The 23436-nt window shown below is 57.7% G+C and carries 25 protein-coding genes and 1 pseudogene; 14 read left to right on the forward strand and 12 right to left on the reverse strand.

Annotated elements, in window-relative coordinates; translation table 11 throughout:
- Nucleotides 1-2 precede the first annotated feature (2 nt).
- Nucleotides 3-248 (forward strand): molybdopterin converting factor subunit 1, encoded by a 246-nt coding sequence (gene moaD / locus ACR3ES_RS05970; RefSeq protein ID WP_170427523.1) that lies wholly within the window; start codon nucleotides 3-5, stop codon nucleotides 246-248.
- Between the two features lie 4 nt (nucleotides 249-252).
- Nucleotides 253-695 (forward strand): annotated as a pseudogene (locus ACR3ES_RS05975) (molybdenum cofactor biosynthesis protein MoaE).
- Between the two features lie 5 nt (nucleotides 696-700).
- On the opposite strand, the gene ACR3ES_RS05980 reads toward ACR3ES_RS05975, so the two are convergent.
- The 3 genes from ACR3ES_RS05980 to ubiA all read right to left on the reverse strand — a co-directional run bounded on the left by ACR3ES_RS05980 (nucleotide 701) and on the right by ubiA (nucleotide 3969).
- A complete protein-coding gene (locus tag ACR3ES_RS05980) occupies nucleotides 701-1021 on the reverse strand; it encodes a hypothetical protein (protein WP_170427519.1) in 321 nt (106 codons plus the stop codon).
- A 1-nt stretch (nucleotide 1022) separates the two neighbouring features.
- Nucleotides 1023-2942, reverse strand: coding sequence for an OmpA family protein (locus ACR3ES_RS05985; RefSeq protein WP_170427517.1), 1920 nt, complete (start codon nucleotides 2940-2942; stop codon nucleotides 1023-1025).
- 64 nt (nucleotides 2943-3006) lie between these two features.
- A complete protein-coding gene (gene ubiA, locus ACR3ES_RS05990) occupies nucleotides 3007-3969 on the reverse strand; it encodes a 4-hydroxybenzoate octaprenyltransferase (protein ID WP_480425023.1) in 963 nt (320 codons plus the stop codon).
- Between the two features lie 12 nt (nucleotides 3970-3981).
- On the opposite strand from ubiA, the gene ACR3ES_RS05995 reads away from it, so the two are divergent.
- The 8 genes from ACR3ES_RS05995 to pheT all read left to right on the forward strand — a co-directional run bounded on the left by ACR3ES_RS05995 (nucleotide 3982) and on the right by pheT (nucleotide 12583).
- Complete coding sequence (locus tag ACR3ES_RS05995; RefSeq protein ID WP_170427513.1) at nucleotides 3982-4707, forward strand: 16S rRNA (uracil(1498)-N(3))-methyltransferase; 726 nt, start codon at nucleotides 3982-3984, stop codon at nucleotides 4705-4707.
- Nucleotides 4677-5549, forward strand: coding sequence for a GNAT family N-acetyltransferase (locus tag ACR3ES_RS06000; RefSeq protein WP_480458650.1), 873 nt, complete (start codon nucleotides 4677-4679; stop codon nucleotides 5547-5549). Before ACR3ES_RS05995 ends, ACR3ES_RS06000 begins: the two co-directional genes overlap by 31 nt.
- The gene (locus ACR3ES_RS06005; protein WP_170427507.1) at nucleotides 5546-6073 is read left to right on the forward strand and encodes a hypothetical protein; all 528 of its coding nucleotides are present in this window, start codon (nucleotides 5546-5548) and stop codon (nucleotides 6071-6073) included. Before ACR3ES_RS06000 ends, ACR3ES_RS06005 begins: the two co-directional genes overlap by 4 nt.
- Before the next feature lie 65 nt (nucleotides 6074-6138).
- Complete coding sequence (locus tag ACR3ES_RS06010) at nucleotides 6139-7509, forward strand: glutamate--cysteine ligase (RefSeq protein ID WP_170427504.1); 1371 nt, start codon at nucleotides 6139-6141, stop codon at nucleotides 7507-7509.
- A 70-nt stretch (nucleotides 7510-7579) separates the two neighbouring features.
- Nucleotides 7580-8653: a phenylalanine--tRNA ligase subunit alpha gene (gene pheS, locus ACR3ES_RS06015; RefSeq protein ID WP_170427501.1), complete on the forward strand. Its 1074-nt coding sequence runs from the start codon at nucleotides 7580-7582 to the stop codon at nucleotides 8651-8653.
- Nucleotides 8650-9189: a hypothetical protein gene (locus ACR3ES_RS06020; protein WP_170427498.1), complete on the forward strand. Its 540-nt coding sequence runs from the start codon at nucleotides 8650-8652 to the stop codon at nucleotides 9187-9189. Before pheS ends, ACR3ES_RS06020 begins: the two co-directional genes overlap by 4 nt.
- Nucleotides 9190-9313: 124 nt before the next feature.
- On the forward strand, nucleotides 9314-10108 hold the full coding sequence (locus ACR3ES_RS06025; protein ID WP_170427496.1) for a prolyl oligopeptidase family serine peptidase: 795 nt from the start codon (nucleotides 9314-9316) through the stop codon (nucleotides 10106-10108).
- Nucleotides 10109-10186: 78 nt separating this feature from the next.
- Nucleotides 10187-12583, forward strand: coding sequence for a phenylalanine--tRNA ligase subunit beta (gene pheT, locus ACR3ES_RS06030; protein ID WP_170427494.1), 2397 nt, complete (start codon nucleotides 10187-10189; stop codon nucleotides 12581-12583).
- A 38-nt stretch (nucleotides 12584-12621) separates the two neighbouring features.
- On the opposite strand, the gene ACR3ES_RS06035 is transcribed toward pheT, so the two are convergent.
- Nucleotides 12622-13506, reverse strand: a complete 885-nt coding sequence (locus ACR3ES_RS06035; protein ID WP_170427492.1) for a LysR family transcriptional regulator — start codon at nucleotides 13504-13506, stop codon at nucleotides 12622-12624.
- 84 nt (nucleotides 13507-13590) lie between these two features.
- On the opposite strand from ACR3ES_RS06035, the gene ACR3ES_RS06040 reads away from it, so the two are divergent.
- Both ACR3ES_RS06040 and ACR3ES_RS06045 read left to right on the forward strand, forming a co-directional pair.
- On the forward strand, nucleotides 13591-14292 hold the full coding sequence (locus ACR3ES_RS06040) for a class I SAM-dependent methyltransferase (RefSeq protein WP_480425025.1): 702 nt from the start codon (nucleotides 13591-13593) through the stop codon (nucleotides 14290-14292).
- 26 nt (nucleotides 14293-14318) lie between these two features.
- A complete protein-coding gene (locus ACR3ES_RS06045; protein WP_170427490.1) occupies nucleotides 14319-14768 on the forward strand; it encodes a YtoQ family protein in 450 nt (149 codons plus the stop codon).
- Between the two features lie 51 nt (nucleotides 14769-14819).
- Here the strand turns inward: ACR3ES_RS06045 and ACR3ES_RS06050 are convergent, their stop codons facing one another.
- Nucleotides 14820-15518: a glutathione S-transferase N-terminal domain-containing protein gene (locus ACR3ES_RS06050; RefSeq protein ID WP_170427488.1), complete on the reverse strand. Its 699-nt coding sequence runs from the start codon at nucleotides 15516-15518 to the stop codon at nucleotides 14820-14822.
- 216 nt (nucleotides 15519-15734) lie between these two features.
- Between ACR3ES_RS06050 and ACR3ES_RS06055 the strand changes: the two genes are divergently transcribed.
- Entirely contained in the window at nucleotides 15735-16541 is an 807-nt protein-coding gene (locus ACR3ES_RS06055) for a mechanosensitive ion channel domain-containing protein (RefSeq protein WP_170427486.1), read from the forward strand.
- Between the two features lie 104 nt (nucleotides 16542-16645).
- Here the strand turns inward: ACR3ES_RS06055 and ald are convergent, their stop codons facing one another.
- Nucleotides 16646-17764 (reverse strand): alanine dehydrogenase, encoded by a 1119-nt coding sequence (gene ald / locus ACR3ES_RS06060; RefSeq protein WP_170427485.1) that lies wholly within the window; start codon nucleotides 17762-17764, stop codon nucleotides 16646-16648.
- A gap of 136 nt (nucleotides 17765-17900) precedes the next feature.
- Here ald and ACR3ES_RS06065 point away from each other — a divergent pair, with 136 nt between their 5' ends.
- The gene (locus ACR3ES_RS06065) at nucleotides 17901-18359 is read left to right on the forward strand and encodes an Lrp/AsnC family transcriptional regulator (protein WP_170427482.1); all 459 of its coding nucleotides are present in this window, start codon (nucleotides 17901-17903) and stop codon (nucleotides 18357-18359) included.
- Nucleotides 18360-18499: 140 nt separating this feature from the next.
- Here ACR3ES_RS06065 and ACR3ES_RS06070 read toward each other — a convergent pair whose 3' ends face one another.
- The 6 genes from ACR3ES_RS06070 to ACR3ES_RS06095 all read right to left on the reverse strand — a co-directional run bounded on the left by ACR3ES_RS06070 (nucleotide 18500) and on the right by ACR3ES_RS06095 (nucleotide 23435).
- Nucleotides 18500-18640 (reverse strand): hypothetical protein, encoded by a 141-nt coding sequence (locus tag ACR3ES_RS06070; protein WP_170427480.1) that lies wholly within the window; start codon nucleotides 18638-18640, stop codon nucleotides 18500-18502.
- A gap of 238 nt (nucleotides 18641-18878) precedes the next feature.
- Nucleotides 18879-19247: an FCD domain-containing protein gene (locus tag ACR3ES_RS06075; RefSeq protein ID WP_170427478.1), complete on the reverse strand. Its 369-nt coding sequence runs from the start codon at nucleotides 19245-19247 to the stop codon at nucleotides 18879-18881.
- A gap of 3 nt (nucleotides 19248-19250) precedes the next feature.
- Nucleotides 19251-19547, reverse strand: a complete 297-nt coding sequence (locus ACR3ES_RS06080; protein WP_170635423.1) for a GntR family transcriptional regulator — start codon at nucleotides 19545-19547, stop codon at nucleotides 19251-19253.
- 447 nt (nucleotides 19548-19994) lie between these two features.
- Entirely contained in the window at nucleotides 19995-20912 is a 918-nt protein-coding gene (locus tag ACR3ES_RS06085; protein ID WP_480634490.1) for a TAXI family TRAP transporter solute-binding subunit, read from the reverse strand.
- Nucleotides 20794-22854 (reverse strand): TRAP transporter permease, encoded by a 2061-nt coding sequence (locus tag ACR3ES_RS06090; RefSeq protein ID WP_480634700.1) that lies wholly within the window; start codon nucleotides 22852-22854, stop codon nucleotides 20794-20796. The genes ACR3ES_RS06085 and ACR3ES_RS06090 overlap by 119 nt, the downstream gene beginning before the upstream one ends.
- Nucleotides 22855-23072: 218 nt before the next feature.
- Nucleotides 23073-23435: a carboxymuconolactone decarboxylase family protein gene (locus tag ACR3ES_RS06095; protein WP_170427470.1), complete on the reverse strand. Its 363-nt coding sequence runs from the start codon at nucleotides 23433-23435 to the stop codon at nucleotides 23073-23075.
- Nucleotide 23436 lies beyond the last annotated feature (1 nt).

Consider the following 23436-nt stretch of genomic DNA (forward strand, 5'->3'; position numbering starts at 1 on the left):
CCATGGACGTTCTGTATTTTGCCTGGGTGCGTGAGCGGATCGGCCTACCGAAAGAGCGTGTCGATACGCAGGCGGCCACCGTGTCGGATCTGGTGGCGGAACTCAGCGCACGGGAAGAGCGCTACGCCGCCGCATTCTCGGATACTTCGGCACTGCGCGTCGCGCTGGATCAGGAACTATCCGATTTCGATGCACCGCTGGCCGGTGTACGCGAGGTTGCATTCTTCCCGCCCATGACCGGCGGCTAGACTGATGAGAATTTCCGTTCAGAAAGAAGAGTTTGATCTGGGCGCCGAAACCAACGCGTTTGCGGCAAGCGACACCGCAAACGGAGCGATTGTGACTTTTACCGGCGTTGTACGCGATCTGGCACAGAGCGATCTGGATGTGATGGAGATCGAACACTATCCGGGAATGACCGAACGCGCGATCGCCAAGATCGCGCAAGAGGCCAAAACGCGCTGGTCGCTCGGTGATGTAATGGTCATCCATCGGCATGGTCGTCTGAGACCCGGCGACAGGATCATGATGGTGGCCACAGCCGCTCCGCATCGCAAGGACGCGTTTGAGGCCGCCGAATTTCTGATGGATTACCTCAAATCCCGCGCGCCTTTCTGGAAAAAGAAATCACCAATTCCGGCACAGAATGGGTCGCTGCCAAAGATGAAGACGAAGACGCGCTGACCCGCTGGTAGTTGGGTCAGTCGGCGTTGTTGATCCGCCCGCGTAGTTCTTCGGCCTCTTGCCGGGCCGCGCGCAGGCCGTCCATTGCAGCGGACAATTCGGCCTCGGTCTGGGTCAGTTGGTTGGTCAGTTCCGCTTCGCGCTGTTGCAGATAGGTGATCGCCTGATCGCGGGTTTCTTCGGCCTCGTGCAGTTCCTGACTCATCCGGTCCAGATCGGCCACGTCGCTCTGACGCACCCGGGATAGGCGATGAGCGAGCCAGTTGGCGAACCATCCCGCGCAGAAAGCCGCGAACAGAATGATGGCTGTGGCAATGATGAATTCGGTTCTGTTCAACTTAGTCGTCCCCTGCATCCGCATCAGATGCGGTGTTGTCCGTTTGCTCAGCCTCGGGCGCATTTGTTTCGGCCTCTAGCGCCTCCAGCCCGGTTTCCGAGGTCTCAACTGGCTCCGGCCGGATCAGGCGGAACTCGATCCGCCTGTTTTCCTCACGCCCTTCTTCGCTGTCATTATCCGCAATCGGTTGTGTTTCGCCGTAGCCCACGGCTGTGTAGCTGGAAGTCGGAATGCGCCGTCCCCGCAGCTCGTTCAGGATGGACTGTGCCCGTGCCTGACTCAGCTGCTGGTTCATCTCTTCACGACCCTGACTGTCCGTATGACCCTGTATTTCCATCCGGATCGGGCCGCATTCGCGCAGGATATCGGCAATCTGGTTCACGGTATCGCGCGAGTCCGCTGCAATCGTGGATGATCCGGGTTCAAACGCGATCTTGCCGGCAGATTGCACGTCCGCAATCTGCTCTTCACAAATCTCCGGGTCTGGCAGAGCGTCCTCTGGCTCGGGTGGCGCCTGATAGGTGATCGACAGGGTGAAATCCTGCGCTTCACCCAGCTTGTCCGAAAGCTGACCGGCGATACGGGCCCTTGCGTCGGTGTCATGGCTGAGCCCAACCAGATCAACCGACTCGGGTGTCACCGTCAGGGCCCCGTTATGCAACTGTGCAAGGGCTTCAAGCCCGGCCAATACGCGCACGGGCCAGTCGGTGGGCAGATCCGGGGCAACGCGGGTGGCGGTGTAGACCTGTTCCGAGCCAAAGGCGGCGCGCGCATAGCTATCGACCATGTCGCGCAGTGTGTCGTCGCTCAAGCGTCCTCGCAATTGGACCAGTCCTTCGGGGCTGCGTGTTGCCGAGAACTCGACGGGACCGCTCTGTGTGTCTGTCTCAGGTTCAGGCAAAACGGCGTGCAGGGCAAAGACCTCGGGCAGGGATGTCTCCAGTTCCCCTATGACCCGATCAAATACGCCGGGTGATGTGCCTTGTGCCGCGATAAGCGTGATATCGGCATCCGACATCGTCACGGACCCTTGTCCGATATCGGCTAGGGCACTGATGCTTAGCTCGGCCGCCTGGGACCAATATGGCGACGGCACTCCCAGACCCACAGTGCAGGTGTAGGGGCCGGTCAACCCCGCCTTTTGGGCAGCCGCGACAATCGCATCGCGCGCGTCTTCGTCCTGTGCCGAACAGGCATCGAACCGGCCGCCGTCTTCGCCGATCAGATACCGCAAGGTGAACGGGGTGATCACCGGACGCGGCGCCGAAATCGAAAGACCGATGCGCAAGCTGGGTGGAGCTGCGCGGGTCAGGTCCCGTTCCAGCCGCTCTTTTTCCTGCTGACTGTCGGCGATGGCCGTTATTTTCACCAGCCCGGGGCTGGCCGAAATCTTGGCGCGAGGCAACCGGGACAAAGCACTGACAGAATAGTCGATGGCATCATCCCAACCTTTTGGAGTGGCGTAGTCTGCTGTCTCCATCAGGTCAGAGACCGCGTGGTCGGAATCGAGATTGCTGAGCCGCCCGATCAGCCCGGCGCGGTCTTCACTGGCTGGAATCAGGCCGATGATCGAGATTCCGCTGTCGTTGCGCAGGATTTCGGCAGAGAATCGGGGCGGGGCCAGATCCGTTGTGGCCTGAACCTGCATCTCGTCAATCACACGGGACGTATCCACTTCGGTTCCCGCAGCCGTCAGCGCGTTAAAGCGTTTTGCCTCGTCCGGCGCAGTGCCTGTCAGGACAACCCGCAAGCCATCGGACTGGACTTCTGCCCAGTCATGGCCGCTGAGGTCCAGGGCCCGGCGCACGGCAAATTCCGATCTCTCTTCAATCTCGGTGACTGCGTAACTTGCCGCCAACAAAGACAGCCCTGCGGACACGAGGAACAACACTGAAACGGCAACGACGAATGGCAGACGCATGTACGGGCTAGAAACTCCTCAGGCGATTGAGCAGACTCTTACAGACCCCGGCCCAGAGGTGCAATCAGAGCAGCAAGGCGACACACAGGAAGATCAGCGGAATAAGGCCGGTGTCCCGATTGGCGTGGAACAGTTGCAGGAGCTTGGTGTTGTCTTCGAGGTCCAGCCCTCGCAACTGCCAGGTCATGTGCCACCCCATAGCCCACGGGCCAGCAAGAGCAACAACCAGAGCCATCAGCGACGCGTTGGGAACCCCTGCATCGATGATGGCAAGGGCCATCAGCGCGACAGTGGCAATCAGAAAATACTTCAACCACTTCGCTGTGTCCGCTCCGAACAGACGCGCGGTGGATTTGATGCCAACAAGCTCATCATCCTCCGCATCCTGGTGCGCATAGATCGTGTCGTAAAACAGTGTCCACGCGATGCCCGCCAGATAGAGCGTGACGGCAGGCCAACCCAGACTGCCGCTATGCGCGGTCCAGGCCAGCAACGCGCCCCAGTTAAAGGCCAGCCCCAGAAACACCTGTGGCCACCAGGTGAATCGCTTGGCGAATGGATAGAGCGTCACTGGCAATAGTGACAAAACTCCCATCGCAATCGCCGCCTGATTGAAGCTGAGCAGAATCGCGAGCGCCAGCAGGCATTGCACAACCATCCAGATTGCGGCCTTCCGGACGGTGACCTGACCGGATGGAATCGGTCGCGATCGCGTGCGCTCGACCTGTGCATCGAACTCGCGGTCTGTGATGTCATTCCACGTGCACCCCGCGCCCCGCATCAGAAATGCACCCAGGGCGCACCCGATTGCAATCCAGAGATCTCCCAGTCGTGGCTGGCCATCGCTGAGGATTGCCAAGGCCAGCCCCCACCAGCAGGGGATCAGCAGCAGCCATGTCCCGATAGGCCGATCCGCGCGCGACAGGCGCAGGTAGGGGCGGGCAAAGCCGGGCGCGTAGGCATCCACCCAATTGCCGGCTATTGCATCGGCGACCTGACCGTCTGGTGTTGGAGCATTGCCTTGCATATGTAGGGTCTCATGACTGCGAAGATCAGACTGTATGTAGATCAGCCCTTGGGTCCGGGGCAATCGGTTCCTTTGACGCGCGAACAGGCGCATTATCTGTTCGGCGTCATGCGGTTGTCGGTTGGCGCCCATGTCGCGCTGTTCAACGGGCATGATGGCGAATGGCTGGCAGAGGTTGCCGAGACCGGCAAGCGCGGCGGGGTGTTGCACTCTATCGATCAAACCAAGCCGCTGCAGCTACCGCCCGATCTGTGGTTTCTGTTTGCGCCGATCAAAAAGGCGCGTACCGATTTCATCGTTGAAAAGGCGGCGGAAATGGGCGCGGCGCGGATACTACCGGTCCAGACCGAGTTCACCAATTCCGAGCGCATCCGGCAGGACCGGTTGCAAGCCCACGCCGTTGAGGCCGCCGAACAGTGCGGCGGGACCTTCGTGCCCGAGGTTGCGGATCTCCAAAAGCTGGACCGGGTCTTAGACAATTGGCCCGAGGATCGCCAACTGATGTTCTGTAATGAGGCCGAAGTCGGTTCGAGCCTTAGGCTGGCCAGCAATAACAAAGATCGACCGTGGGCCATTCTCATAGGTCCCGAAGGGGGTTTCTCTTGTAGGGAACGGGACCGGCTGACGGCGTTACCATTCGCACATGTGGTCAGTCTTGGACCCCGTATCCTGCGTGCTGATACGGCGGCGGTTGCGGCGTTGACTATGTGGCAGCAGGCCTTGGGGGATTGGGCGTGATTCGAGAGGCGACTGCTGCCGACGCTCCGGCGATCGAGGCGTTTTTGGCCGCGTATCCCGAAACATCAATGTTTCTACGCAGCAATCTGGCGGCGCATGGCGTCGGCTTCGGGGACTCAGACCATTCCACGCGTTTTTTCGTCTGGGAACAGGACCAAATCGATGGTGTGTTTGGGATCACAAGAAAAGGGTACCTGATGGCCCAGTTGCCTGATTGCATGCCTCACGCAGCGCGCGCTTTCGCGGAGTGTATTGCAGATGAAACCGTTCTGGGCATGACCGGGGCTGCACGTCAGGTAAAGGTCGTTTTGAACGCTCTGGACCTGAGGAATGCGGACTACCGTCTGCTTCACGACGAACCGCTCTATCGCCTTGATCTGGGCAAACTGTCGTCGGCTCGGGTACTTCACCGCCCCGTCTCTGGCGCAGACCGACCTATTCTGCAAAACTGGTTTGCGGACTACTTTGAGGATACCGGTCAAGCCAAAGGGCAAGAGGCGCGAGACATGGCGGCTGATCGCGTCACCACCGAAATTGAAAACAGCAAAGCCATCGTCATGCTGGAAGGCGATACTCCGGTCGCCATGGCTGCCATCAACGCATCTGTGGATGATCAGGTTCAGGTTGGCGGTGTCTTCGTGCCACGCAAGAACCGCAACCGTGGGCTCGGTCGCAAGGTAACAACCGCAGTGCTGCAAAAAGCGAAAGCGGAGGGGGCAAACACCGCCATCCTGTTTGCCAACAACCCACCTGCAGCACGCGTCTACGAGGCCATGGGTTTCGAGCAGGTCGGATGGTACCGCATCGCCTTGTTGGAAAAGCCACAAAAGGTGCAGCCATGAGTTTTGTGAGACCCGAGGCAAAACTGGCCCTTTGGCGTTGGCGCGAAGTGATTGTTGCCGCTTTTGTGTTCATCCTCGGGCTCAGCTGGGTCACCGGTCCGGGTGGTTTGCTGGGTTGGATCGGCTGGGTTTTGATCGCCATAGCACTGGCTCTGGCTGTTGTTGGCGTGCAACGCGCGCGCTTTCGGACCGGGGCGGGTGGTCCCGGTGTTGTCAGCATTGATGAAGGCCAGATCACTTACTTCGGCCCTCTTGACGGCGGCACCGTTGCCACCCGCGAAATCGAACGTCTGGCGCTGGACCCAACGTCCAGCCCGGCGCTCTGGGTTCTGGATCAGCCCGGTCAGCCAACGCTTCACATTCCGGTGAACGCGGAAGGGGCCGAGGCTCTGTTTGATGTGTTCTCCAGCCTGCCGGGGCTCAAAACCCAGCAAATGCTGGCAGAACTGAACGGCAGCGCGATGCATCCGGTGGTGATTTGGGAGCGTCACCCATCGCGCCCGGCCCATCTTCGGCTGCATTGACACGGGCTGCGTTTGCGACCACCACTGACCTTCAAGACAGACACAGCAGGATCGGAGCACGGTTCATGTCCATCCCCCAGTCCGGCGGCGGACCGATCGAACGCCATGAGCAACTGGCCGAGTATCTCGAATCCGGTTGCAAACCGAAACAGGACTGGCGCATTGGCACCGAGCACGAAAAATTCGGCTATTGCAAAGACACGCTCAAACCACTGCCATTCGAAGGCACACGCTCGATTGTGGCCGTTCTCGAAGGGTTGCGGGACCGGCACGGTTGGGGCGAAGTGCGCGAAGGTGGGTATCTGATCGGTCTTGAGAAGGACGGTGCCAATGTCAGTCTTGAACCGGGTGGCGCTCTGGAACTGTCGGGCGCGCCGCTGGAGAATATTCACGAGACGTGCGACGAGGTGAATATCCACCTGCGTGAGGTCAAGGATATCGCAGACGAGATTGGCGTGGGGTTCATAGGTCTGGGCGCGGCCCCGATCTGGACCCATGACGAGATGCCGTTGATGCCCAAGGGGCGGTATCGGCTGATGAATGACTACATGGAGAAAGTCGGCACCATGGGCCGCGCCATGATGCGCCGGACCTGCACCGTGCAGGTCAATATCGACTTCGGATCCGAAGCGGACATGGTGCAGAAACTGCGCGTGGCGTTGGCCTTGCAGCCGGTTGCCACGGCGCTGTTCGCCAATTCGCCGTTCTTTGAGGGCAAGGTGAACGGCCAGAAAAGCTGGCGCAGCTACATCTGGCGGCATCTGGACGACGCCCGGACAGGCATGCTGCCGTTTGTCTTCGAAGACGGCTTTGGGTTCGAGCGGTATGTCCAGTACGCTTTGGATGTTCCGATGTATTTCGTCTATCGCGACGGCAAGTATATCGATGCGCTGGGCATGTCTTTCCGGGACTTCCTGCAGGGAAAACTGCCCGCACTGCCTGGGGAAACACCAACACTCAGCGACTGGGCGGATCATCTGACCACCGCTTTCCCCGAGGCGCGAATCAAGAAGTTCATGGAAATGCGCGGCGCCGATGGCGGCCCGTGGCGGCGCCTGTGTGCCCTACCGGCCTTCTGGGTCGGCCTGACCTACGATCAGGGCGCTTTGGATGCGGCCTGGGATTTGGTCAAGGGATGGGACGCCGAAACCCGCGAGGCTCTACGGGTCGAGGCCGCCAAGGATGGGTTGCAGGCGCAGGTCGGCGAGATCAGCATGCACGATCTGGCGCGCGAGGTGGTGGCCATTGCCGAAGGCGGTCTGAAATCTCGGGCCATCCCCGGAGCCGGCGGGTTGGTGCCGGATGAAACGCATTTTCTGAATGCGCTCAAAGACAGTCTCGAAACCGGCAAGGTTCCGGCAGACGAGTTGCTGGACCACTACAATGGAGATTGGCAAGGCGATCTGACGCGGATTTATCCCGAGTATAGTTACTGATCCGCGCGGTCTGGCTTGCATTCGCAGGGCGGGGCCGATAGCAGGTTGGCGACCAAATTCAGAGGGCGTCATGGACGATCTTAAGGCAAAATATCTGGGCCAAATCGCAGAAGCAGGCGATGAAAACGCGCTTGAGGCGATCCGCGTCGCTGCAGTGGGCAAAAAAGGCGAGGTCGCGCTGAAGATGCGCGAGCTGGGCAAGATGACGCCCGAGGAACGTCAGGTCGCAGGCCCCGCCCTGAATGCACTGAAGGATGAGATCAATTCAGCGCTGGCCGCAAAAAAGGCTGGTCTTGCCGATGCGGCACTGGATGAGCGTTTGCGCACTGAGTGGCTGGATGTCACCCTGCCGACCCGCGCGCGCCGTCAGGGCTCGATCCACCCGGTCAGCCAGGCGACGGAGGAACTGACCGCGATCTTTGCCGAACTGGGATTCTCCGTCGCCGAAGGGCCGCGGATTGAAACCGACTGGCACAACTTCGACGCCCTGAACATCCCCGGCCACCACCCCGCACGGGCCGAGATGGACACGTTCTACATGCACCGCGCCGAGGGCGATAACCGCCCACCGCACGTTTTGCGCACCCATACGTCCCCGGTGCAGATCCGGTCGATGGAACTACAGGGCGCGCCGATCCGCGTGATCTGTCCGGGCGGTGTATATCGTGCCGACTATGACCAGACCCACACGCCGATGTTCCATCAGGTCGAAGGGCTGGCCCTGGACAAAGATATCTCGATGGCGAACCTGAAATGGGTTCTGGAAGAGTTCGTGAAGGCGTTCTTTGAGGTCGACGATGTCGAGTTGCGCTTCCGCGCCTCGCACTTCCCCTTCACCGAGCCGTCGGCCGAGGTCGATATCCGCTGTTCCTGGGAGGGCGGTCAGCTGAAGATCGGTGAGGGCGACGACTGGCTGGAGATTCTGGGGTCCGGCATGGTCCACCCCAAGGTGATCGCCGCCGGTGGGATTGATCCTGAGGTCTATCAGGGCTTTGCCTTTGGCATCGGTATCGACCGTCTGGCGATGCTGAAATACGGTATTCCCGATCTGCGGGCATTCTTTGATAGCGACCTGCGCTGGCTGCGGCACTACGGGTTTGCGGCGCTGGATATGCCGAACCTGCATGGTGGTTTGTCGCGGTGACCTTTTGGCTAAGCGAGTTCGACCCCCGAGTTGTTCAGGGTATTTTGACGTTCGGTGCGGCTGTTACAGCGAGTCTTACGGCCCTGATCGTGGCGTTTGTCGCATACCCTTGGCAAAAAGAAAGAGACCATAAATTTGAACTGGTTCGCGAACAACGAAACGCATGTAGGGACTACCTTGCGGCAATGAATCGTTTGTTTACCGCCATTGTTAGCCAAGACCTTGAGGTGGCTTCACGTGAACAAATGTTTTTGCATCAAGCAGCTTCTGATTTCGTATGCTTTTCCTCAATGGAAGCTGCCGTTGCATCGCGTAACTATATTGACGCGGTGCAAAACTATCGTCATTTAACGTTCCATAGGGCCGCGTTAAAACGTGATAACTTCGAAGAATGGAAATCACAACGAGAAGACGCCAGAAACTCTTGTATGGCAGCTCGTAGCGCTATGTTGGTTCAGATGCGGGCTGATTTGTTGGGCGAAGACCTAACTCTTTCAACCGAGATCATGAAAGCGCATTTTCCATCTGTGAATTGAACTTAGGCATGAGTGGAAGCGCCTTCGCCGAATGGCCCGCAGGGTCTGGCGATCACGCGGCTTGATACAGACTCCCACGGGGTTGTGACGTGACAGCGGGCGCTGGCTCGCTAGGGTTCGACAGATGATTTACCGACTGCTCTGCCTTTTGCTGCTGACTGCCACCCAAGCCATCGCCATCGAATCTTGCCAAGGCGATACCGCCTGTGAAATAGGTGACCGCTCTTACCATGTGCTGGAACCGGAGGGGTGGGATGGCAAAACACCTCTGCCAGTGCTGTTGCATTTCCACGGCTGGGCGCGGCAGGGAACCGTGGTGGTGAACCACGAAAGGATCGCTGGCGCGACCAAGCTGCGGGGGGTTTTGCTGGTGGCCCCAAACGGACTCGGCAAAAGCTGGGATTTCTGGCGGTCGGAAACGGAAGACGTGCCGTTCGCGGATACGGTGCTGGAAGATGTCGCCAAGCGCTATCCGATTGATCCTGACCGCATCTATGTCTCGGGCTATTCCTATGGCGGGGCCATGGCGTGGCGCTATGTCTGTCAGTCGGGCAACGACATCGCCGCCCTGCTGGCCGTAGCGGGCAGCATTCGCCAGACCGAGGACTGCCCGCAGGCACCCAGACAGGCAAGGCATGTACACGGAACCGACGATACCGTGATGGATTTCCCTTTTGGCCCTGGGGGTGACACGACCTATCCGGTTGCCTTGTGGCGCGAGAAATACCGCTGCAACGGTGCGACCCCGCGCGGGGATTGGAGCGTCGAACCGTTCCTGACCCTAACCCGCGTGGAGTGGACCGATTGCGCGCAGGGACAGGTGGTGCTGGACACGCATCCGGGCGGGCATTTCATCCCCCATGGCTGGATCGGACGGCAGCTGGACGAGCTTTTGGGCCGCACCCCCACCTATCCGTGACGCGCAGCGCTTGCACCCCGGCGTAATCTTTGCCATTGCCTGTGCCGACTGGATGTTTGCCCAAAAAGGTCACTTGCAATGAAATTCACTCTGTCCTGGCTGAAAGATCACCTGGATACCGACGCTTCGGTCGATGAGATTGCCGAAGCGCTGACCGATCTCGGGCTGGAAGTCGAAGAGATCGTGAACCCTGCTGACCGGCTGGCGGGTTTTACACTTGGATATGTGAAACACGCCGAGAAACATCCTGACGCGGACAAGTTGCGAGTCTGCACGGTTGAGACCGATGAGGGCGATCTGCAGATCATCTGCGGTGCGCCGAACGCGCGCAAAGGGATCACGGTCGTCGTCTGCAAGCCGGGAATGTATATCCCCGGTCTGGATATCACCATCAACGTCGGCAAGATCCGGGGCGTTGAGAGCTTTGGCATGATGGCTTCGGAACGCGAGCTGGAATTGTCGGACGAACATGACGGCATCATCGAACTGCCCTCGGGCAAGGTCGGTGATCGGTTTGTCGATTGGTTGGCCGAAAACGAACCGTCCAAAATTGATCCGATGATCGAAATCGCGATCACGCCGAACCGTCCGGACGCGCTCGGCGTGGCCGGTATCGCGCGGGATTTGGCGGCACGGGGCCTGGGCACGCTGAAAGTACGGGATTACATACCGGTGCCGGGAGACTTCAAAAGCCCCATCAAAGTGTCGATTGACAAGGACACGCTGGACGACTGCCCGCATTTCACCGGACGCATGATCCGAGGCGTGAAAAACGGCCCAAGCCCGCAATGGCTGCAGGACCAGTTAAAGGCAATTGGTTTGCGTCCGATCTCGGCGCTGGTGGATATCACCAATTACATGACCTTCGATCACAACCGTCCTCTGCACGTGTTTGATGCGGACAAGGTACAGGGCAACCTGCGGGTGCATCGCGCCAAGGGTGGCGAAACGCTGGTGGCACTGGATGAGAAAGAATACACGCTGCAACCCGGTATGATGGTGATTTCGGACGACAAGGGTCCGGAATCCATCGCGGGTGTGATGGGCGGTGCAGAAACCGGCTGTACAGAGGAAACGGTCAACGTGTTTCTGGAAAGCGCGTTCTGGGATCATGTCCAGATCGCTCTGACAGGACGCGCACTCAAGATCAACTCGGACGCACGCTATCGATTTGAGCGGGGAGTGGATCCTGAATACACCCTTGAGGGGCTGGAGCACGCAACGCAGATGATCCTGGATATCTGTGGCGGTGAGGCGTCAGATGTGGTTGAAGCCGGTAAAGCGCCAAAGCACGCGCGGGCGTACAAACTGGATGCCGAACGTGTGCAATCGCTGGTTGGCATGGATATCCCGGAAAGTGATCAGCGTCAGACCCTGACCCGTCTGGGGTTCCGTCTGGAGGGTGAGATGGCGCATGTGCCCAGCTGGCGTCCCGATATCATGGGTGAAGCCGATCTGGTGGAAGAGGTCGCGCGGATTGCGTCGCTGACCAAGCTGCAGGGCAAGCCTTTGCCGCGCGTCGCCGCCGGTATTCCAAAACCGGTCATGACCCCGACGCAGCGTCGCCAGTCCATGGCGCGGCGCACATGCGCGGCGCTGGGTTACAACGAATGCGTCAGCTATACCTTTATCGATCAGGCGTCGGCTGCGCTATTTGGCGGTGGCGATGACGCAACCATGCTGGAAAACCCTATCTCGTCCGAGATGAGCCACATGCGCCCTGACCTGCTGCCTGGTCTGCTGCAAGCGGCGGCCCGCAATCAGGCGCGCGGGTACGCGGATGTTGCGTTGTTCGAGGTGGGGCCGGTGTTCCATGATGGCGAGCCCGGCGAACAGAACACACAGATCACAGGTCTGCTGGTCGGTCGCAACGGTCCCAAGGATGTGCACGGCGCTTCGCGCCCGGTCGACGTGTTCGATGCAAAAGCGGATGCCGAGGCCGTGCTGACCGCGATTGGCGCGCCAGCCAAGGTCCAGATCCTGCGCGACGGTGACGCCTGGTGGCATCCCGACCGGCACGGCAGAATTTGTCTCGGACCGAAAAAGGTGCTCGGTGTCTTTGGCGAATTGCATCCACGTGTCTTGCAGGCGCTGGACGTTAAAGGACCGGCAGTCGCCTTCACGATCTGGCCGGATCACGTTCCAATGCCGCGCAAATCGGGCGCAACGCGCTCGGCATTGGAAATGCGCGATCTGCAGTCGGTTGAGCGCGACTTTGCGTTTGTCGTCGACGAGGATGTCGAAGCGCTGACTCTGGTCAATGCGGCGGCGGGTGCGGACAAGGCGTTGATCGAAGACGTGCGTGTTTTTGACGAATTCATCGGTGGCAGCGTTGGCGAGGGCAAGAAATCCCTGGCCATCACCGTACGCCTGCAGCCGCTGGATGCCACGCTCAAGGACAAAGATATCGAAGCGGTCGCGGAGAAGATCATCGCCAAGGTCACCAAAGCCACCGGCGGCGTTTTACGCGGCTGAAAGGCTTCAGACCGAACGACGCGCCTTTGGGCGCGTTTTCATTTAGAGAAGTGATCCGCCAGCAGGTCAAAAACCAATCGGATGCGGCGACTGGTGTGCAACTCGCGATGGGTGGTCAGCCAGATCGGAAACGTGATCGGCCCCATCTCTGGCAGTATGCGTTCCACGCCAAGCGTTGCATCGCCTACCGTATCGATCATCGGCGCGATGCCAAAACCTTGTCGGGCATATTCCCAGGCCACGATTCCATTATGCGATCCAAGCCGGAAATTCTCGTGAGTCAAATGAATGCCAAGCGGCTTCAGATACGCAATCATCTGATCGGTGTCACCAAAACTGATGAATTCATGCTGCGACAAGGCGCGTTTTGAGCCAGGACGTCCCGCCCGGTCGAGATACGCGCTTGAGGCGTAGAAATGACCGGCAGCCTCTTGCACCAGCTTGGCGATCAGATCGGGTTGATCGGGGCGCACATGGCGTATCGCGATATCGGCCTCGCGTCGCATCAGATCCTGGATGTCGTTTGATGCGATGACATCGATCCGCAGGCGCGGGGCCTGCGCGCGCACTTGTCGCAATAAATCCGGGAGAATGTAGGCCGACATCACATCGCTGGCAGTGATGCGGACCAGCCCCTCAATAGATTGCGCCTGTCCGGACGCCGTCAGTGCAATGCGATTGGCGGCGTCGCCCATTATGCGCGTATGATCCAGCAACTCCGAACCGGCCTGTGTGATCTCGAGCGTTCGACCAACCCGTTCAAACAACAAAATGCCCAGATCCGCCTCAAGCGCCGCGATCTGGCGGCTGAGCGTTGGCTGAGTCTGTCCCAATTGACGAGCGGCTGCCGACAGCGATCCGGTTTCTGCGGTCGCCAGAAACGCCCGGATGTGGTTCCAGTCAAAATCCCCAAGTTTGGACATACAAATATGTATAAGGTGTCTGCGCATTTCGGCAATTCATATTCGATTTGCGCATGAGTAAATGAGCCGGAAAGGAGATTGATCATGGCAACGACGACTGCTCAGTTCTGGGACGGCATTGCCGGAAAATATTCGCGTTCACCCATTCGCGACATGGAGTCTTACGAATACACGCTGGGACGGACACGGTCCTATCTGTCAAAGCAGCGCAACGTCTTGGAACTGGGCTGCGGAACGGGATCGACCGCCCTGTTACTCGCCCCCTCAGTCGCACATATTACAGCGAGTGATTTTTCCGAAGGCATGTTGGACTTTGGCCGGGAAAAGGCAAAAGCGGACGGGGTGCACAACATCTCGTTCAGAAACGTGGACGTTGCCGCGCCGAACCAGAGGCAGACCTATGATGCAATCCTTGGGTTTAACCTGTTTCACCTTGTGCCGGATGTCGATAGTACGTTTGCAAGCGTTCACGCGCAACTGGCATCGGGTGGATTGTTTATTTCAAAAACGCCATGCCTTGCTGAAGGCGGTCTGGGGTTCAAGTTTGGTTTGCTCAAGCTCTTGCTGCCGGTGATGCAGCTTGTCGGCAAAGCCCCATTCGTCAACCAACTTGATATCGAGACTCTTGAAACCGCCGTCACCGATGCTGGGTTCGAGATTGTCGAACGCGGGAGTTTTCCGGCAACTCCCCCCCTCTCGATACCTGGTGGCCCGCAAGGTGTGACAAAAGTTCCGTGGGACTCTGCAAATTCCGCGTTGGGCTTTGCTCGATTGCGATTTAAGTAGGTTGTGCAACACTAGCGGAGCTTGCCATGGGACTGAACGTCTACCTGTCCGGAGAAATCCACACCGACTGGCGTGAACAGATCATCGATGGAGCACAGGGGCTGGACGTTACTTTCAACAGCCCCGTGACCGATCACGCAGCCAGCGACGATTGCGGCGTTGCCGTTCTGGGCGCAGAGCCAAAGAAGTATTGGCATGACCACAAGGGGGCGATGGTCAATGCCATCCGCACCCGAAAAGGCATCGCCGACGCGGATGTTATCGTGGTGCGCTTTGGCGACAAATACAAGCAATGGAACGCTGCTTTTGATGCGGGCTATGCTTCCGCGCTCGGCAAGTCGATCATCGTGCTGCATGGCGCGGATCACCAGCACGCGCTGAAAGAGGTTGATGCGGCCGCTTTGGCCGTCGCCGAAGAACCGCGTCAGGTCGTCGAAATCCTGCGCTATGTTCTGACGGGAAAACTGCCGGGTTAAACCCAAATGTCTGACAGGTGGATGCCTCTGGGCGCCCACCTTTTGAAACGCTTAGTCCCGCGCGGGTGTAACCAATCCTTTCTGGACTGCAGGACGCTCCAGAAAGCGGTCAAGATAGGCCCCGACATGGGCATGCTCGTCCCATCCCACAACGTCCTTGGCATTGTAGAAGTCCAGCCCGCGCAGCCAGGGCGCGATGGCGATGTCAGCAATGGAAAACTCGCCGGCAATCCAGTCCTGCCCATCCAATTGCGTGTTCAGGACGTTCAAAAGCCGCTTGGCTTCGTTGATATAGCGTTCGCGCGGACGCGGATCTTCGATCTCGCTGCCGGCGAATTTGTGGAAGTAGCCAAGTTGCCCGAACATCGGCCCAACGCCGCCCATCTGGAACATCAGCCATTGCGTAATGCGATGCTTATCGGCCTTGCTTTGGCCCTGTAACTGGCCGGTCTTCTCTGCCAAATACAAGAGTATTGCACCGCTCTCGAACAGGCCAATCGGCTCCCCGTCCGGGCCATTCGGGTCAATGATCGCCGGGATTTTGTTGTTCGGGTTCAAAGACAGGAACTCCGGGCTTTTGACGTCAACATCCGACAGTGTGACCTTGTGGGCTTCGTATGGCAGGCCCGTTTCTTCCAGCATGATCGACGCTTTGACCCCGTTGGGGGTTGGATACGAATAGAGTTGAATCCGGTCGGGGAACTTGGCTGGCCATCTGGCCATGATCGGAAAGGAAGTGGTGTCCAGCATGATACGCTCCTGTTCGGGCAGTAGGGACAGAGTTAGCCAACCGTCGGTCAAATTGTAAGACCGAACCGTGTGCGAGACCGGTCAATCGATGTTCGTCAGCAAACAGCGGGGAATACCCGCGAGTCTCGCCCCTAGACCGAAGGCGGTTTATCCATCAGAATCTAATGACCCTCGCGCAATCAGCGCGGGTTCGTTGCTGTAATAAAGGAGACGCGCGTGGAGGATGTCGTGACGCAGGTGGGTGCCTTTGCACCCCTGATTATGAGCGCCATAAAGGCGCTGATTGTTCTTATCATTGGCTGGATCGTGGCGGGTGCAATAGCGGGCATGGTCCGGCGCCGGATCAACGCGACGCCGCAAATTGACCCGACCCTGGGCAATTTCGTTGCCAGCGTGGTGAAATGGGTCATTCTCGCGATTGTATTGGTTGCAGTCCTTGGCATCTTCGGGATCGAGGCGACAAGTATCGTTGCCATTCTGGGTGCCGCATCTTTGGCCATCGGCCTGGCGCTGCAGGGAACGCTGAGCGATTTGGCAGCTGGGGTGATGCTGGTGGTTTTCCGCCCCTACAAGCTGGGCCAGTTTGTGGATATCGGCGGAACAGCGGGCACCGTGAAAGACCTCAACCTCTTTACCACAGAGTTGGTAACGCCGGACAATGTGCAGATCATTGTGCCCAATGGTCAGTCCTGGGGATCGATCATCACCAATTATTCCGCACATGACACACGGCGCGTCGATCTGGTGTTCGGCATAGATTACGGGGACAACGCGGATGATGCGATGAAGATCATCTTGGACATTGCCAAAGCCGATGACAGGATCCACACCGATCCTGAGCCATGGGTGCGCGTGACCAATCTGGGTGACAGCTCCGTCGATCTGACGGCACGTCTTTGGTGTGCCGCAGCGGATTATTGGGACATCAAATTCGAGCTCACCAAAACCGTGAAAGAGGCATTCGACGCGAAGGGGGTTTCAATTCCATACCCACATTCCGTGGAAATCCAGAAACAGGGGTAAAGCCTCCCGCCCGTCGATCGGGCATGACTTGCCCTCCTCCCGTTGGGCCGGGCGCCGCGCTGTAAATGGCTCTTACAAAAGAGCTATTTCAGGGGCGGGAGCTTTTATGCCTTGATGACGACATTCGGCGAGACGACGTCGATCCCCAGCGCCTTTCCGACCGCGTAATAGGTCAATTGACCGGCATGTACGTTCAGCCCAGCCAGCAGATGCGGATCGTTTTGGCACGCCTGCCTCCACCCTTTGTCGGCCAGTGCCAGCATGAAGGGCATGGTCGCGTTGCCGAGGGCAATGGTCGAGGTTCGGGCAACCGCTCCCGGCATGTTGGCGACGCAATAATGCATGATGCCATCGACGTCGTAAATCGGATCGGCATGGGTAGTAGCCTTTGACGTCTCAAAACACCCACCCTGGTCAATGGCCACATCCACCAGCACTGCACCCGGTTTCATTGTCGAAAGCTGGGTGCGGGTGACCAGTTTTGGGGCCGCTGCGCCCGGTATCAGAACCGCACCGATGACCATATCGGCAGTCTGGATCAGTTCCGCTGTTGCGCCAGCGGTCGAATACTGGTTCTTGAACTGACCACCAAACACATCGTCGAGATAGCGCAGACGTGGCAGCGACCGGTCGAGCACGGTGACATCCGCGCCCATTCCCGCCGCAATCTTTGCGGCATGGGTGCCGACGACACCGCCGCCGATCACAACCACGTTTGCGGGGCCGACACCGGGCACACCGCCCATCAGAACGCCGCGACCGCCATTGGCCTTTTGCAGGGTCCATGATCCGACTTGTGGCGCCAGACGGCCCGCAACTTCGGACATCGGCGCCAGAAGCGGCAAGCCACCATTGTCGTCAGTGACGGTCTCATATGCGATTGCCGTGCAACCCGACGCCAAAAGGTCATGTGTTTGATCTGGATCCGGTGCCAGATGCAGATAGGTGAACAGCAGTTGCCCTTCGCGCAGCATCTTGCGCTCGACCGCCTGTGGTTCCTTGACTTTGACGATCATATCCGCGGTCGCAAAGACTTCTTCCGCAGTGTCTAAGATCCGGGCGCCGGCCGCGACATAGGCGTCGTTGTCAAAACCCGCGCCGATCCCGGCTCCGGTCTCGATCACAACCTCATGGCCGCGCGCGACCGCCTCCTGAGCAGCGTTCGGGGTCATGCCAACGCGGAACTCCTGGGGTTTGATTTCCTTGGGGCAACCGATTTTCATATATCGTCTCCGTTCATAAACTGCCTAAATTATGGGCATATGCATGTGCAATTTCTGTGAAAGATGACGTGTCAAAGGGCTTTTTTCCGGGAGAATCTTCTGTATTATCCGAGTTTCTTGCAAAGGACGTGTGCAGATGAGCACTGACACGACAGATCGAAAGATATTGGCCGCGCTTCAGCGAAACGGTCGCATGTCGAATGCCGAATTGTCGGAACAGGTCAATCTGTCGCCTTCTGCCTGTCACCGGCGTGTGCAGCGGCTGGAGGTCGAGGGCTATATCCGCAATTATGTCGCGCTTCTGGATGCGCGCAAAATGAACGTGCCGACGACGGTGTTTGTCGAAATCACGCTGCAGGGTCAGGCCGAAGAGGTTCTGGATGCCTTTGAGAAAGCGGTAGCTCGGATACCGGATGTGCTGGAATGTCATCTGATGGCAGGAACAGCAGATTACATCCTGAAAGTTGTTGCTGAAAATACCGAGGATTTTGCCCGCATTCATCGCCAATACCTGTCACGCCTGCCGGGCGTGGCGCAGATGCAAAGCTCGTTTGCGCTGCGCACCGTCTTCAAGACAACCGCTTTGCCGGTCTGACGTTCAGATCTGACCGGGGTTTGTAAACAAGGTGAGGTGCGGGACGGTAAACCCGAAATGAAGCACCACGGGCACGCAAATCAGACCTGCTACAGGGTATCCCAACCTGCATCCCACCCCCAATATCTAGGTAGACACCATCACCGCCGGACCACCCGCAATTCGCGCAGAACCGAAGAGGCCGCAGCCTGAGACAAAGGCTGCTGAGCGGTGCCCTTAACCTCAGCCTCGTACACCTTGATCACTTCAATGGTCTGTTCGTGCGAAAATCTGAGTTTCATAGTCCACCCTTTTTTGAACTGATCCCTAACTCCTCAGTGGCCTGAATTCAGCGGGCCGGGTTGCAGGATCTCGGTACAAAACAACGCGACCTTCGCCGTCAAAGTCAGGTCGTGCAACGGTGCCGAAAATACTCATGACAGGGCCTCGGCCGTTTGTGCGTTCAGTTTATCGGAGATCAGCGCATGGGTTGCTTATGGTGGCCAAGTAGAGCTCAGTTCGCACAGCCCGTGGCTGCATTTATGCGGCCAACGCCGCATCTCTTGCACCATGTACATGCGCTATACAGGCATCCTTTGCGGCATCTGCATCTCGTGCAGAAATCGCATCCACAATGGCTTGCATCTCGCTGAGACTCCGTAGTCCGCGTTGCGCACTGGAAATCGACGATGCGCGCAACAAGACAATGCGATCATGCAACATCGAAATCGCTTTTCGCAATAGCAGATTGCCGCTTCCATCAAGTAGAACATCAAAGAAATGGACAGTCTCATAGATACGGTCAGGCACGCCACCCGTCGACAATGCCGCCGACAGCAGATCGATCGCGGACTTTAGATCCTTGACCTGATCGTCCGAAGCCCGTTCAACAAACAAATAACCGGCCATACCTTACAGCGCTTCGCGCATCTCATAGATACGCACAGCTTCTGATGCCTCAATGACGGTAACCGTCGAACCGACGTTGGATTTGTTCGTGACAAGCCCTTCTGTTTCCAAGTGGCGCAGCGCTTCCCGGATACTTGTCCTGCTGACGCCAACCATCTCGCAGAGCTCTCGCTCTATCAGTCGCTCCCCCGGCTCAAAGCGCAAATCCAGTATCGCTTTGCGCAAAATCCCAAGAACCTGATCGCGCAAATTCACATGCGAGCACTTCAAGGAAAGCGGATCTGTCGAGCCTTCATTCATCGTCTAACTTTTGAGTCCTCATCTTGTACGCCGTTGGTTGTCTGGTTCAGATCACCAGGCTGGGCTACTTTGCCCCAATTCAAATACTGCTAGCTTTGTTCAATATCACCCCGGCGTCGAAATAAGAAAAACTGCTGACAAGCCACCCTTGCCGTAGCACTACCACCGACGGGCGAAACAGAGACTTCGTCGCGAGGTGTTTAACGTGTCAGTGCTTAAGTAACAAAGACCAGAAAGCCGAAGCTCTATACCAGATCTCGTGTTCCAGACCGCTTTATTGAACAACGATACCCGCTATGGTGTGCCATCGCCTTAAAAGGCAGGCGAGCCGTTTTTCAACACCGATCCAATAAAAGCTATACTTGCGGAGCAGTTGATGGGCGGCCAGCGAGGCTTGGGTTTTGTTCCCCGGGAATGAACCTGCTGACCGCCAAATCTGATCGCCCGTTACATTGCACCGATTTCCTTGAAATAGCGTTCTGCGCCGGGATGCATCGGAACTCCGTGGAGCTTTGCACCGAGCTGGGGATTCATACCGCTGAAGCTGGTATTTGTCTCCTGTATTTCACCAATATTCTCCCAAAATGCCTTTGTGAACTGATAAATGAGTTCTTCATCGGCATTGTCGTCCGTGAAGATGACTTGGGCGAGTCCATAGGTGCTGATATCTTCATCCTGACCGTTGTACGTGCCGGCAGGAATTGTGTAGGGAACCAGCAATCCGTGGTACTCTTCATTCATTCTTTCAACCACATCTTCGGGAACCCCCAGGTATCGGATCGGGATGGTCGCCGAGAGCCGTTGTGCATTCCCCAAACCAAGTTGGTAAACATGCGCGCCGCCGACAAAAACTCCATTCTGAACCTCGTCAAAAACCTGACCGGTGGCAATCTGGCCGACATCGAAAGACTCTAGCGGAATGTCAGCCGCTTCGAGCATTTTCAGGTTCATCCCATGGGTGAAGCTGGACGGGATGTTGATGTTGAACGGATGACCCTTGATCTCATCAAGGGACGTGATGCCGCTGTCTTCGCGCACAAAGATGTTCTGGGGAACAGCGCCAAAACTGAAGACATACCGGAGACGCTTGAAATCCTCAGACATAGGAGACTCGGCATATTGGTCGCGCTGGTTGTAAGCAAAGTTCAGCGTAATCAGCGTATTGAGCGCAACGTCCACCTTATCAGTCAGGACCAGCCCGAGATTATCCCTGTATCCGCCGGTGGTCTGAACAGAAAACTTGAAATCATCCTGCGACTTGTTGGCAACATCGGCCATCAGGGCACCGTTGATATAGGGTCCGGATCCCGAACCGCTGGCTCCGATCGATGCCTGTTGCTGCGCCTGCGCAACCTGGGTGCACAAAGACACGGTCACGCCTGCAACGACTGCGAGTAGTTTGATTTTCATAGTGGGTTCTCCTTGTTGAATTGAGTTGGGTGATCGGGTCTTTTTTTGATTGGATGTTTTCTGCGAAGGAAAAAATCGTCGCGACGACGGCCATACCCGCCAGCCCAAGCAGATGTCCTGGAAACAGCATCGCGACAGCGGCCAGCACAAGAAGGCAACGCTCGACCCAGGTAATCCAGCCGCCGCACCACCCCTGTATTCCGGCAGCCATTGAGAACACCCCAATACTGGCCGCAACCGCCGCTAGCGCAACCTGCGACCAGGCCGATTGCATCAGCAAAGCCTCGGAGTAAAGGAACATAAAGGCCACAATGAAACCGGGCAGCGAGTGCACGAACGCAACAATGGTCGTTGTCCACCAGTTCGCGCGCGCGATACCTGCAGCAACAACGGCAACGAGCGCGACCGGCGGTGTAGAGCCGGATTTGATCGCGAAATAGAACAGAAACAGGTGAGTTCCCAATATCGGCGCACCCGAGGCGATCATCGCCGGTGCCGCAAACATGGCCAAAAGCAGATATGCGATCGGTGTCGGCATGCCCATACCGAGCAGCGTTGCCGCAATCAACGCCAGAAGAGCGGTAATCAGCATTGAGCCATCGCTGATTGACAAGATGATCTCGGTGAGGCGCGGCCCTAACCCGGTTGACACGATGGCCGCCTGAAGCAGACCAATGGAGATAATCAATGCGGTGATGGCCGAGGCCTGCCGCACACCCTGATCCATTTGCCCAAGGAGGTCTGACAGCGGCACACGGGTCGCGATACGCAAAGCCCCAACCACCAGCGCCACCGTCAGAGCGATCAGGCTGGCATAAGATGCGGTATAGTTCTCCACAATTAGCAAGTAGAACAGCAATGCTGGCGCAATGATCAGATGCCAGCCATCCCGGGTGCAATCGCGTGCCGAGGGGATTTCGTCTTCAGGAAGACCCTTTAACCCTTCCTTCAAAGCTTCGATGTGAACAACCCAGTACAGCGAAAGATAATATAGAAATGCGGGAATGAGCGCGGCCACGGCGATTGTCGCATAAGAAATCCCCGTGATCTGAGCCATGATGAAAGCCGATGCACCCATAATCGGCGGTACAAGCTGGGCCCCTTCGGATGTGTTGGTTTCAACAGCGGCGGCCACATGGCGCTTGAACCCGGTTCGGATCATCAGCGGGATCGTGAACGACCCCGTGGCAACCACGTTTCCGACCGAACTGCCAACCATCGTGCCCAACCCCGCAGATGCGACCATGGCGCCCTTTGCGGCGCCGCCGGTTTGCCGCCCCAAACCAGCATTGGCGAGGTTCATGATAAAGTCGCCGGTTTTTGTTGCCTGAAGCACAGACCCGAACATCATGAACAGGTAAATGGCCGCGACTTTCAGACCGGTTCCGAAGATTCCTTCACTTGTGTAGGTCACGATGTAGGTGAAACGCTGTAGATCCATGCCAGCATGCGAAAGTACGCCTGGCAATTTGTCCCCGAACAGCATGTAAGCGCAGCTCAGAACCCCCAGCAGCGCCAATACGATGGACTGCCGCCGTGATGCCTCAAGCGCGACTGCGACCAGAACAAGACCCATGATCGTGTCCAGTTGCGTCAAGTAGCTGGAACCCCAAAGGTTTAAAAGCCGTTCATATCCGACGATGATATAGAGAAGGCTGCCAACGGCCGCGCAGGCCGCGACGATATCCAGTATCCACTGCGCAGTCCTGAGAAGCGGTTTGTCGGAACGGGTGCGCCCCAGAAATGTGATCAAAAGCGTTGCGGCGGCGAAAATAGCAAGATGAACGACAGTTGTTTTGTATGGTCCAAACAGTGTGGCGTAAGCCATGTAGAAAAAGAGTGCGAACCCAACAACACGCAGCGCATGATTCACGATCCGATCGATTTCAGACGACATAACCCGCGCCTCCAACCCTGTTGTGCAGGTCTTCAGGTGCCAGTTCGCAATTGTCCCGAACTACCGGACGGCACCTGCCGTCATTTGCAGACGTTTTAAAAAGATCGCTCACGTCCACGTCTGGTCGTTTGGCGCGAAGCAAAGGAATACGGCAAACCTCAGAGATGCCTTGTCGGCAGGGTCTGTGACGCAAATCCAGGTGGTTTTTGTCAATCATGTTATCTGCCTGCCTTTCCCACTTCCTCAAGCAGGATCGGCACAGCCATGGTCACAGAGTGGATTCCCATGATCGAGGTGAGCTGGATCACTTCGAGTATTTCCTCTTTGGTCGCACCGGCCTCAAGTGCATTGGCCATATGCCGACGCGCGCCCGACGGCCATAGATGTGTGGTCGCCACGTTGATCGCGATAAAGATCAGTTCCTTGGTTTTCTGGTCCAGCGGACCCTTCAACGGAACCGAGCGGAATTGCAGGAATGCCTCCAGATAGTCGGGATCGAGGTCCTCCAACTGGTTCCAGAACGGGTTCCAATCGCCGGTGGCGCGTTGCGCCTCGGTCGCGGGATATTTGTGTGTGGTCATT

This window comes from Ruegeria sp. B1 (genome assembly GCF_056535885.1).

Excerpts from the sequence above, each read along its gene's own strand:
- ACR3ES_RS06080 (WP_170635423.1), bottom strand. The coding sequence starts at position 19,547 with ATGAATGAAGGCTCGACAGATCCGCTTTCCTTGAAGTGCTCGCATGTG.
- ACR3ES_RS05995 (WP_170427513.1), top strand. The coding sequence starts at position 3,982 with ATGACTGCGAAGATCAGACTGTATGTAGATCAGCCCTTGGGTCCGGGG.
- ACR3ES_RS06095 (WP_170427470.1), bottom strand. The coding sequence starts at position 23,435 with ATGACCACACACAAATATCCCGCGACCGAGGCGCAACGCGCCACCGGC.
- ald (WP_170427485.1), bottom strand. The coding sequence starts at position 17,764 with ATGAAAATCGGTTGCCCCAAGGAAATCAAACCCCAGGAGTTCCGCGTT.
- ACR3ES_RS06070 (WP_170427480.1), bottom strand. The coding sequence starts at position 18,640 with ATGAAACTCAGATTTTCGCACGAACAGACCATTGAAGTGATCAAGGTG.
- moaD (WP_170427523.1), top strand. The coding sequence starts at position 3 with ATGGACGTTCTGTATTTTGCCTGGGTGCGTGAGCGGATCGGCCTACCG.
- ACR3ES_RS06035 (WP_170427492.1), bottom strand. The coding sequence starts at position 13,506 with ATGTCCAAACTTGGGGATTTTGACTGGAACCACATCCGGGCGTTTCTG.
- ACR3ES_RS06045 (WP_170427490.1), top strand. The coding sequence starts at position 14,319 with ATGGGACTGAACGTCTACCTGTCCGGAGAAATCCACACCGACTGGCGT.
- ACR3ES_RS06010 (WP_170427504.1), top strand. The coding sequence starts at position 6,139 with ATGTCCATCCCCCAGTCCGGCGGCGGACCGATCGAACGCCATGAGCAA.
- ACR3ES_RS06090 (WP_480634700.1), bottom strand. The coding sequence starts at position 22,854 with ATGTCGTCTGAAATCGATCGGATCGTGAATCATGCGCTGCGTGTTGTT.
- ACR3ES_RS06065 (WP_170427482.1), top strand. The coding sequence starts at position 17,901 with ATGAGCACTGACACGACAGATCGAAAGATATTGGCCGCGCTTCAGCGA.
- pheS (WP_170427501.1), top strand. The coding sequence starts at position 7,580 with ATGGACGATCTTAAGGCAAAATATCTGGGCCAAATCGCAGAAGCAGGC.
- pheT (WP_170427494.1), top strand. The coding sequence starts at position 10,187 with ATGAAATTCACTCTGTCCTGGCTGAAAGATCACCTGGATACCGACGCT.
- ACR3ES_RS06075 (WP_170427478.1), bottom strand. The coding sequence starts at position 19,247 with ATGGCCGGTTATTTGTTTGTTGAACGGGCTTCGGACGATCAGGTCAAG.
- ACR3ES_RS06050 (WP_170427488.1), bottom strand. The coding sequence starts at position 15,518 with ATGCTGGACACCACTTCCTTTCCGATCATGGCCAGATGGCCAGCCAAG.
- ACR3ES_RS06005 (WP_170427507.1), top strand. The coding sequence starts at position 5,546 with ATGAGTTTTGTGAGACCCGAGGCAAAACTGGCCCTTTGGCGTTGGCGC.
- ACR3ES_RS06025 (WP_170427496.1), top strand. The coding sequence starts at position 9,314 with ATGATTTACCGACTGCTCTGCCTTTTGCTGCTGACTGCCACCCAAGCC.
- ACR3ES_RS06040 (WP_480425025.1), top strand. The coding sequence starts at position 13,591 with ATGGCAACGACGACTGCTCAGTTCTGGGACGGCATTGCCGGAAAATAT.
- ubiA (WP_480425023.1), bottom strand. The coding sequence starts at position 3,969 with ATGCAAGGCAATGCTCCAACACCAGACGGTCAGGTCGCCGATGCAATA.
- ACR3ES_RS05985 (WP_170427517.1), bottom strand. The coding sequence starts at position 2,942 with ATGCGTCTGCCATTCGTCGTTGCCGTTTCAGTGTTGTTCCTCGTGTCC.